We start from the raw sequence: 9,683 nt of genomic DNA, 5'->3' as shown, positions 1-9,683 counted from the left end.
AGGCATGAGCCGCGAGGCGATGATAGAAAAAATCCGCTGGTGGTACAACGGCTATTTGTGGGGCGGCAAAGAAACGGTTTACAACCCTTTTTCCATCCTGAATCTGATGTCGCAGCAGCAATTTGGCAACTTTTGGTTTGCCACCGGCACGCCAACTTTTTTGGTCAAGAAACTGCGCGAAAAGTTTACTTACAATCTGGAAGAGGTACAACTTTCTGAAATTCAGTTAGGCAACTTTCAGGTGGAAAATGTGGACGAAATGGCGCTGCTGTTCCAGACAGGTTATTTGACGATTCGGGAAAAGTTTGGCTCTACCTATGTGTTGAGCTATCCCAACGAAGAAGTGCGTCATGCCTTGTTGGAGTGGATGCTGGCGGATTTTAGCAACTATCGCAGCGTACACGGTGTGATTCTCAACATGGTGCGCTACCTGCAAAAGCGCGACTATGAACAGTTTCAAGATGCGCTCAATACGCTGTTGGCAAATATTCCCTACGAGCAATTCATGGAACGCTACGAGGCGTTTTATCATGCGATATTCTTCATGGCCTTCTCATTGATGCAAACCTACACGCAAACCGAAGTCCAGACTGCCAAAGGCAGAATTGACGTGGTAGTTCACACGCCTGAGGCTTTTTTTGTAATAGAGTTCAAAGTAAACGGCAGCGCGGCAGAGGCAATCGCTCAAATCAAAACCAAAGGCTACTACCAAAAATATGTGCACCAAAACAAGGAAGTCATCCTCATTGGTCTGGGCTGTGCGGATAAGGCAGTGAAAGAAGTAATTGTGGAAACACGCGCGGACTAATTGCTGTTCTGTTTCTCGATGATGCGGCTGAGCAATTCCTGAAAAAAAGCGCCTCTATGAGGCCCTACCCAGTTCATCTCTCGCACTTCAGGCGCGTATTGTCCATAATACTCATCGGGAGTGATATAGCCGATGTAGCCGCCGTTGAAACTGGTTACAACCAACTGTAAATTTTTAGCGGCAGCCTTTTCCATTAGCTCGGCGGCAAATTCGCCCGAAATATCGCAAGGCACGCCAATTAGCAATATCCTATCCAATCGCATTATAGACAGATACAATCGCTGCTCACCGAACAGCCACTTAAAAACCGCAGGGCGGATAATAATATCATCTGTGATACGCAATTGAGGCTCGCCTACTGAAATTGGAATTTGCCAAGCGCTTATTGTTCGCAAAGTATCGGCTGAAATACTATCCAGCAGCCGAATGGAACGCGCCGCAAGCTTTTTGCCCAAATCACGGGCAAGGTCGTAGCTGTCCAATCCCCAGTTATAGTTAGGCACATGGCTGGCTACCATGCCGGAGCCGAACAGAGCGAAGTTTACCTTTCCGCTTTGTTCTAACGAATCGGTAAAGTAGCCGGGATAATCGCGGCTCAGGTCGTGCAAGCGCGGATGCACACAAATGGCATGGGCTTGGTAAGCGGCGATGAGAGCCGAGTTGCTGTCAGACCGCAGCAATCTGATACAGCGCAAATAACCGTCTATGGTCGCTTTTGGCTTCTTGGAAAGCCGATTGCTCATCAGTTCAGGGGCGTTGGTTTTGCCAAATCCGATGCTCGCCAACGGTTTGGCGTTCGCTTGCGCTGCTTTTAAGGCCGCAATAACCTGCGCGGTGATCATCTCTACGATTTCGCGGCGATAGCCGCCAGCCATCAGCCTACCTGCGATGCGGTCTGCCCAGCCGCCAATGCTGCTGTGCGTGTGTGTGGCGGTCAGCAACAGATTTTTAAAAGCAATTCCCGTTTGTGTCTGCACATTTATGTATAATTCATCGGCAACGGCAGGCGGAAATACCAGCAAATCTGCACTCACAAGGGCATACCACTGCCCGCCGCTTTGCCAAACCACCGCTTGCACATACACCGAGTCGTGGATACCCTGAAAATCACCGCGACTGATGCCATAGCCCGCCATAGGAGCAGCCACAGCAGGTACAATTGGGCGACGCGCCCAGCCTGCCCAAACATCGGTTGCCGCTGATGTTGTCCAGTCGGTTTGATTGATCGCCTGTATTGTTGTCTTATAAAAATCTTGTTCGGAATAGTGTCTCCTGTCTATCGGCACAAAAAGCGCTACAGCCAACAGTGACAGGGCTAACAAAGTGTATAAAATGCCGCGAAAAAGCCTTCGTAACAAAGTGAGAAAGAAGCATGATTTGCCACAAAAATACAAAAGCAGAGCAAAGCCCTGCCTTTATACAAATAACTTGACGATGAAGCGATTTATTAACGTCTCATATCTACTATTGGCAACGACAGTGCCGATACTTTTAAAAACTTGACTATCAGCATTTTAATAAACATACTTGCCATGATAATATTCGTATAGTTGTCCACAATCAGCACAAGGGTTGTCCGCTAATGAACAGCAAACAGTTTATGTTGCTTACAGTCTGACCCTGTGGGTCTGATCGTTAAGTAACATAAGAATATATTTTTTACTCCGACTCTTGCAAAATTGCATAATAAACCTACATTTGAGGATAACGTCTAACTTTAATCAAATAATCACCTATGGATGCACAGCAGGTTGACATGTTTTTGATGACACATGGAAAGTATTTTGAAAGTCATCAACTTCCCCAAGTAAAATCTTTGCTACTTAATGCTACTGACCAGCAATTTCAGAGAGCTCAGTTTTCTGAGTATAAAGATCCTACAACAATGCTTATCCTTTCAATATTTGTAGGTGTCTTAGGCATAGACCGTTTCTTAATTGGTGATACAGGGTTAGGAGTTGGCAAACTGCTTATTTGTGGTGGATTATATATATGGTGGATTGTTGATATTTTTTTAATATCAGGCGTTACAAGAGAGAAAAATCTTATAAGATTGCAACAGTCTCTAAATGGTTATTAATAACAAGAGAAAAATAGCTATTTTAGCTATTTGCTGTGCAGGGTATATCTTTTTGTGGCTTAAGGACACTTTTCATATTTCATATGGAGGCTGTACAATAAAGTATGTTACAGGTATACCCTGTCCCTCTTGTGGAACTACTCGCTTCATACAATCTTTGATACAAGGTGGTATCATGCAGGCACTTTATTACAATCCGTTAGGTTTTATTTCATTAGCTTTAATCATAGCAATACCTCCTGTAATCCTCTATGATTTCATCTTTGGAAAAAAGCTGTTTGATAAATTGTATAGCCAAATAGAAAATATAATCAGATCAAAAAAAGTCGCCACAATGCTTATTTTTATGATTATTTGTAACTGGATTTGGAATATTTATAAGTATGCTTAATCAAAATCATATCTCACGAAGGATATTAAATAAAGTTCAGCATTATCTCAACACTTAAATATCTATGATTGCTATCAAAGTATTCCCACCGCTTCTAATGCTGGCTATCACCATAGCTGGTATCGTATTGATTATTAATCGTTTACGAAGAAACACATCAGAAAGCAAAGTGCTGGCAGGCATTGTAGGAGTGGTTTTAATAGTTTTATGGTTTATATGGTATAAGCTGTAATTCGTCATAAAAGTCGCCGCCGTTTTGGCGACAAATGGGCAAAAACCGTTGTTGTGCAGGAATAATTAGGAATCAAAGTAATTTGCTCTACGTGAGGTTGCTCTGTCGCCAGCCTCACTTTTTTTTATTTTTATGCGCTTTTATTTTTTGTCAGAACTTTACATTTTTAACCAAAATTTATATCAACCATTTTAGTTATGAAAAATCTCTCATTATTCATTCTATTCATCGGCTGTCTTCTGTCACTGGGCGAAGCCTATGCGCAAGAATTGAAAGGCAAAGTAGTTGGCGCGGGAAATGAGCCGCTGCCGGGTGTGTATGTCAGCGTATTAGGTGCCAATAAAAATACGGTTACCAATACGGAAGGCACGTACAGTTTATCTATCAAGCCGGGCAACTACCGCGTACGTTTCAGTTTTGTGGGCTATGCTGTGCAGGTCAAAGACGTAACGGTTACCGCCGAGGGCGCTACGCTGGACGTTACGCTGGAAGAAGACGTTACCCAACTCTCCGAACTGGAAATTGTAGGCACGCGCAGTTTAAACCGCACCATTACCGAAACGCCCGCGCCTGTAGATGTGATTGATATTAGCGCCATTACAGCTAAGACAGGTCAGTTAGACATCAACCAACTGTTGCAATTTGTCGCGCCTTCATTCAATTCCAACCGCCAGACAGGCTCGGACGGTACCGACCACGTTGATCCGGCATCACTGCGCGGCCTTGGCCCCGACCAAACGCTGGTACTTATCAACGGCAAGCGCCGCCATCAGTCTTCGCTAGTAAATATTTACGGCACACGCGGACGCGGCAACACAGGTACCGACCTGAACACCATCCCTGCCGCTGCCATTGAGCGCATCGAAATTCTGCGCGATGGCGCCGCAGCACAATACGGCTCCGATGCTATTGCAGGCGTTATCAACATCGTACTCAAACAATCTACCAACGAACTGACGGTCAATGCCAACGCTGGCGTGCATCAGGCAAAATATCGTTTTGACGACAAAAACTTTGACGGATTGAACTACAACATCAATGCAAACTATGGCTTTTCACTCGGGCAGAAGGGATTCGTCAATCTGACAGGTGATTTGAACTTCCGCGACCATACCAATCGCGCCAATACGAACCCCGACGATTTGGCGCGCCGCGAGTATGGCGACCCACGCGCCAGAAACGCGGCCTTGTACCTCAATGCGCGTTTGCCTGTGAGCAACAAAAGTTATTTATATGCTTTTGGCGGCTCCAATATGCGCAAGGGTGAAGCCTACGCATGGACGCGCTTTGCAGACAGCGAGCGCAACATTCCCTCTATTTACCCCAACGGTTTTGACCCTATTATTGGCGCCGATATTACCGACCATGGCTACACGCTTGGTTTCCGCACGCTTGCCAAAGCATGGGATATCGACCTGTTTGCCACCTACGGCCACAACCGATTCATGTATTCGGTAAGCAATACGCTCAACCGTTCGATGGGCACGGCAACGCCCCGTGAATTTGATGCAGGGGGCTTTGGTTTAGGACAGTTCAACAGTGGCGTTAAATTCAACCGCTATTTCAAAAATACTTTTAAAGGACTCAACCTTGCTTTTGGAACGGAATTCCGCGCTGAGAATTACAACATCGTGGCAGGTCAGCGTGAGTCGTGGGATAACTACAATCCGGTATTCCCAAGCGGTTCGCAGGGCTTCCCGGGCTTTCGTCCTGCCGACGAAGTGAACGCCAGCCGCAATAACATTGGCGTATTTGCAGATGTAGAGGCCGATATTACGCGCTCGTTTATGATGGGCGCGGCTTTGCGCTTTGAAAATTACAGCGACTTTGGCGGCACGCTGAACGGCAAACTTGCCTCGCGCCTTGCATTGAGCGAAAAAGCGGCTATTCGCGGCACGCTAAGCACAGGTTTCCGCGCGCCTTCGCTACCACAGATTTATTTCAATTCTACGGTTACTAACTTTATCAATGCGCAACCTGTAGAAGTGTTGATTGCCCGCAACAACAGCCCCGTAACGCGCGCGCTGGGCATCCCTCCGCTCAAACAGGAAACTTCGGTCAATGCAAGTCTGGGGCTTACGCTTACCCCCTTAGATAATCTTACTTTCACCATTGACGGCTACTATGTAAAAATTGATGACCGCGTGGTGCTTACCGGTCAATTTAGCGACGATGACCCCGAAATTGGCGCCGAGTTGCAGCGCCTGCGCGTAGGTAAAGCGCAGTTTTTTACCAATGCCATCAGCACTACCACTCGCGGATTAGACGTTGTAGCTTCGCATACGGCAAGTATCGGCAAAGGCAGACTCTTATCTACTCTTGCCATGAACTTTAACCGATTAGATATTGACCAAGTAAAAACCAATGACAAACTGGCAGGCAAAGAGGATATTTACTTCGACCTTCGCGAAAGGTACTTCGCCCGCGCCGCCGCACCCAATTCTAAAATTAACCTGACTTTTGACTATACCACAGGCAAGTTGGGCGCTTTGCTGCGCTTTGTACGATTTGGCGAAGTGGTACTTGCCAACTGGAACTACGACGAGAACGATTTAGATGTTTACTCACCCAAAGTAACTACCGACATGGCGTTGCGCTATACTTTTAGCAAAGGTGTAGCTTTGGCCATAGGTGCAAATAATATCTTCAACGTTTATCCCGACCGCTCGCTGCCCAGCCTGACCGAATCGGGCGGAGCATGGGATCCCGTACAAATGGGTAATAACGGCGCTTTTTATTATGCGCGTCTGAATGTCAAGATTGTCAAATAAACTTAACCGCCGCTCTACCCGACGGCATTTAAATCCGTCGGGTTTTATACCATTATCCGATGCCAATCTCCATTCGTTTGCAGGCTGTCTTTGTTGTGCTTTTAGCTATAGCGCTCTATGCCAACACTTGGCGACACGGTTATGCTTTGGACGATGTCGCTACTATTGAAGCCAATAAATTTGTCCAAATGGGATGGGCGGGCATCCCTGAAATGTTTCGCCATACGCTTTGGTTCGGCTATGACGGCTACGAAAGCGTAAACAGCTATCGCCCTTTGGCACATATGACTTTTGCGGTGGAATTTGCGCTGGCAGGCAGTTTGCGCCCCGACCTTAGCCATGTGGTTAATACGATGCTTTATGCGGTTGTTTGCTTGTTGCTGTGGATGTTTTTGCGTCGTTTGTTTGGACAATGGGAATCGTTGGCGTTTTTTGCAAGTCTGCTTTTTGTCGTTCATCCGGTTCATACCGAAAGCGTCGCTAACTTGAAAAATCGCGATGAGTTATTGGCGTTGTTTTTTGGGCTGGCCGCGGCGCTGATGTTTTTGCAAGCCCAAGAAAAAGACAAACGGTACATCGGAGCGGCGGCGCTATCGTATGCCTTAGGACTTCTTTGTAAAGAAAGTTTAGCAGCTTGGATATTTATTTTTACACTTATTTTATTCTATGACCCTAAGTTGGTGGCAAGCAAAAAAAATTTGCTTGCCACGACGGCTATTTTCACACTGACATTTACCTTCGTATGGTGGGCGCGCAATCTAATTACAGCCAAAGTAATTCCACAACCCCAATCCGACTATTGGAATAATCCTATTTTGTTGGCTGACTCTTGGATAACCGCACTGGGAACAAAACTCTATGTATTGGGCAAGTATCTACAACTTTCCCTTGCGCCACACACGCTAACAAGCAGCTACTTCTATAATGACCTGCCATTGCTGCCCGTTTGGAGTTGGCAAAGCATACTTTCGCTCGCGGTTCATGCTTTTTTGGCTTATGCGATGTTTGGCTATTTGCTTCGTCGCCATCCGTTGGGATTTGCCATAGCCTTTTACGGCATTACGCTGGCGATGTTTAGCAATTTTTTTATGTTTTATTTCTATACCGCCGCTCTTAGCGAGCGCTTTTTGCTAATTCCATCTATTGGCGCATGTATAGCGGGCGGCTATGCGCTGCAAAAATTATCAGAAAATAATCGCTCATTAGCCTTAGTCTTGCTGGGATTGATTACAGCGGCGGCGGCTTTAAAGACCATCGTACGCAATCGCGCATGGGCGGATAGCTTCACGGTGGCGCAAACCGATTTGCAAGTTTCGCCGCAAAGCTATTTGCTGAACGCTACCATGGGGCTGGAATTGTACAAAAAAGCCGAAGCGCAAAACAATGTGTATTTGTTGCGGCAAGCCATTCCTTATTTTGAAAAAGCCGTGCAATTAGATGCCGAAGACCCCAACATTTGGGAATATTATGGGCGCTCGCTTGCGCTTTTGGGCGAGTATCGGCAGGCTGCTCACTGCTTTGAGCAAGCGCTTCGGATTAATCCGCGCGCGATGCACCTGCGCACGCTTTTAGAACAAGCTTATCGGTTGCAACGATAGAAATAAGCGTCAAATAGCAAAAGCTGTCGTCTGTTTGATCACAGACATTACAAAGCTGCTTTTCACATGGCTAATGTGTGCTATTTTGGTCAATTTGTTAGTCAGAAACTGCTCGTAGGCTGCTATATCGCGCACCATTACTTTGAGCAGGTAGTCTTCCTCGCCTGCAATGTGATAGCATTCCATCACTTCAGGCAGGCGCATCACCTCCTCGCGCAGCCCTTGCAACACTTCGCTCTTGTGCTGCGAGAGGCGAATGGTCAAAAATACAATCAAACCTTTGCCAACTTTTTGCGGCTCCAGCAGGGCAACATAGCCGCGAATGAAGCCGCGCCGTTCCAGTTTTTTCACCCGTTCAAACACAGGAGTAATCGTCAAGTCCAGCGCTGCTGCCAGTTCTTTGTGCGTCATTCGGGCATCGGCTTGCAGCATCTGTAAAATTTTTAGGTCTATCGCGTCTAATTCGTCCATTTTTAGAATTAATTTCTGTTAAAACTGAAATAACAGGATTTTTTCCTGCTTCAAAAAATCAAAGCAGGATTTTTATTTGCTTTGTTAAACATTCGTAACGATTCCTCACCGGTAAACAACACACAACTATGCAAAGCCAAGACCCAGCCATGCGCCTGCAAGACCTCCAATATTTCGGCGAATTTGGAGGCGTAAATCCTTCTATTGAAGATTCGGCGACCTACACCTTCCTCAATGCAGGAAAAATGGAAGAAATGTTTGAGAAAGAGTTGGCGGGCTGCTATCTCTACTCGCGCCACTGGAACCCGATGAACCGCTACCTTTCCGACGCACTGGCGGCAATGGAAGGAACGGAAGCCGCACAGGTAACCGCATCGGGCATGGCTGCTATCAGCGCCACGCTAATGCAACTTTGCAGCAGTGGCGATGAAATCGTCTGTGGGCGCATGGTCTATGGCGGCACTTACGCGCTGCTCAAAAACTTCCTGCCGCGCTTTGGCATCACTACGCGCTTTGTGGACATCACCAATCCCGATAAAATTCAGGAAGCTATCAACGAGCGCACGAAACTCATTTACTGCGAAACGGTAAGCAACCCGCTGCTGGAAGTCGCCAACATTCCTGCGCTGGCGCAACTGGCACGCGAAAACGGGCTGCAATTGGTCGTGGACAATACTTTTGCCCCGATGCTGGTTTCCCCTGCCCAACTGGGTGCGGACGTTGTTATACACAGCCTCACCAAATACATCAACGGCACCAGCGACACCGTAGCAGGGGCTATCTGCGGCAGCAAAGCCTTTATCAGCAGCCTGAGCGATGTAAACTTTGGCGCAACCATGCTACTCGGCCCTGTGATGGACAGTATCCGCTCGGCGAGTGTACTCAAAAACCTGCGTAGCCTGCATGTCCGCATGAAGCAGCACAGCAACAATGCGGCATACCTCGCCCAATCTTTTGCCGATTTGGGCATCCGCACCATCTATCCCGGCTTGGTTTCACATCCGCAACACACACTATTCAGCCGCCTGATGAACCCAGGCTACGGCTACGGCGGTATGGTTGTAATTGACATGGGCAATAAACAAGCCGCCTACAGCCTGATGGAAGCCATGCAGGAGCAAAAAGTAGGGTATCTGGCAGTAAGCCTGGGATTTTTCCGCACCCTGTTCAGCTCGCCGGGCAGCAGCACTTCTTCGGAAATCCCTGAGGCAGAGCGCCTGCAAATGGGGCTTACCGATGGCTTGGTGCGCATTTCGGTTGGATTAGACAACGACATGGCAGATATTTTCCAACGCATCACCCGTTGCTTAGAGGCTGTAATAATATGACTTC

At 47.1% G+C, this 9,683-nt stretch carries 9 protein-coding genes; 7 read left to right on the top strand and 2 right to left on the bottom strand.

Features of this window, described 5'->3' with window-relative positions; genetic code table 11:
* The coding region (locus ACWIP2_RS07800) for a PD-(D/E)XK nuclease domain-containing protein (RefSeq protein ID WP_448519356.1) at positions 1–808 on the top strand (808 nt) is incomplete at its 5' end.
* Here ACWIP2_RS07800 and ACWIP2_RS07795 read toward each other — a convergent pair.
* On the bottom strand, positions 805–2,130 hold the full coding sequence (locus ACWIP2_RS07795) for a neutral/alkaline non-lysosomal ceramidase N-terminal domain-containing protein (protein ID WP_448519355.1): 1,326 nt from the start codon (positions 2,128–2,130) through the stop codon (positions 805–807). The genes ACWIP2_RS07800 and ACWIP2_RS07795 overlap by 4 nt on opposite strands.
* Positions 2,131–2,543: 413 nt before the next feature.
* Here ACWIP2_RS07795 and ACWIP2_RS07790 point away from each other — a divergent pair, with 413 nt between their 5' ends.
* The 5 genes from ACWIP2_RS07790 to ACWIP2_RS07770 all read left to right on the top strand — a co-directional run bounded on the left by ACWIP2_RS07790 (position 2,544) and on the right by ACWIP2_RS07770 (position 7,880).
* On the top strand, positions 2,544–2,888 hold the full coding sequence (locus tag ACWIP2_RS07790; RefSeq protein ID WP_448519354.1) for a TM2 domain-containing protein: 345 nt from the start codon (positions 2,544–2,546) through the stop codon (positions 2,886–2,888).
* Positions 2,878–3,279, top strand: a complete 402-nt coding sequence (locus ACWIP2_RS07785) for a DUF2752 domain-containing protein (protein ID WP_448519353.1) — start codon at positions 2,878–2,880, stop codon at positions 3,277–3,279. Before ACWIP2_RS07790 ends, ACWIP2_RS07785 begins: the two co-directional genes overlap by 11 nt.
* 64 nt (positions 3,280–3,343) lie before the next feature.
* On the top strand, positions 3,344–3,511 hold the full coding sequence (locus tag ACWIP2_RS07780) for a hypothetical protein (RefSeq protein WP_448519352.1): 168 nt from the start codon (positions 3,344–3,346) through the stop codon (positions 3,509–3,511).
* A 197-nt stretch (positions 3,512–3,708) separates the two neighbouring features.
* A complete protein-coding gene (locus tag ACWIP2_RS07775) occupies positions 3,709–6,282 on the top strand; it encodes a TonB-dependent receptor (RefSeq protein WP_448519351.1) in 2,574 nt (857 codons plus the stop codon).
* Between the two features lie 59 nt (positions 6,283–6,341).
* Complete coding sequence (locus ACWIP2_RS07770) at positions 6,342–7,880, top strand: glycosyltransferase family 39 protein (protein ID WP_448519350.1); 1,539 nt, start codon at positions 6,342–6,344, stop codon at positions 7,878–7,880.
* Positions 7,881–7,889: 9 nt separating this feature from the next.
* Here the strand turns inward: ACWIP2_RS07770 and ACWIP2_RS07765 are convergent, their stop codons facing one another.
* A complete protein-coding gene (locus ACWIP2_RS07765; RefSeq protein ID WP_448519349.1) occupies positions 7,890–8,351 on the bottom strand; it encodes an Lrp/AsnC family transcriptional regulator in 462 nt (153 codons plus the stop codon).
* A gap of 128 nt (positions 8,352–8,479) precedes the next feature.
* Between ACWIP2_RS07765 and ACWIP2_RS07760 the strand changes: the two genes are divergently transcribed.
* Positions 8,480–9,679 (top strand): aminotransferase class I/II-fold pyridoxal phosphate-dependent enzyme, encoded by a 1,200-nt coding sequence (locus ACWIP2_RS07760; RefSeq protein ID WP_448519348.1) that lies wholly within the window; start codon positions 8,480–8,482, stop codon positions 9,677–9,679.
* Positions 9,680–9,683: the final 4 nt, after the last annotated feature.

This window comes from Rhodoflexus sp. (assembly GCF_053489755.1).
This window is presented reverse-complemented; position numbering and strand designations above follow the sequence as displayed.

Bases quoted from the DNA above. Each gene is read 5' to 3' on its own strand.
- ACWIP2_RS07790 (WP_448519354.1), top strand. From the start codon at position 2,544: ATGGATGCACAGCAGGTTGACATGTTTTTGATGACACATGGAAAGTAT.
- ACWIP2_RS07770 (WP_448519350.1), top strand. From the start codon at position 6,342: ATGCCAATCTCCATTCGTTTGCAGGCTGTCTTTGTTGTGCTTTTAGCT.
- ACWIP2_RS07775 (WP_448519351.1), top strand. From the start codon at position 3,709: ATGAAAAATCTCTCATTATTCATTCTATTCATCGGCTGTCTTCTGTCA.
- ACWIP2_RS07765 (WP_448519349.1), bottom strand. From the start codon at position 8,351: ATGGACGAATTAGACGCGATAGACCTAAAAATTTTACAGATGCTGCAA.
- ACWIP2_RS07760 (WP_448519348.1), top strand. From the start codon at position 8,480: ATGCAAAGCCAAGACCCAGCCATGCGCCTGCAAGACCTCCAATATTTC.
- ACWIP2_RS07785 (WP_448519353.1), top strand. From the start codon at position 2,878: ATGGTTATTAATAACAAGAGAAAAATAGCTATTTTAGCTATTTGCTGT.
- ACWIP2_RS07780 (WP_448519352.1), top strand. From the start codon at position 3,344: ATGATTGCTATCAAAGTATTCCCACCGCTTCTAATGCTGGCTATCACC.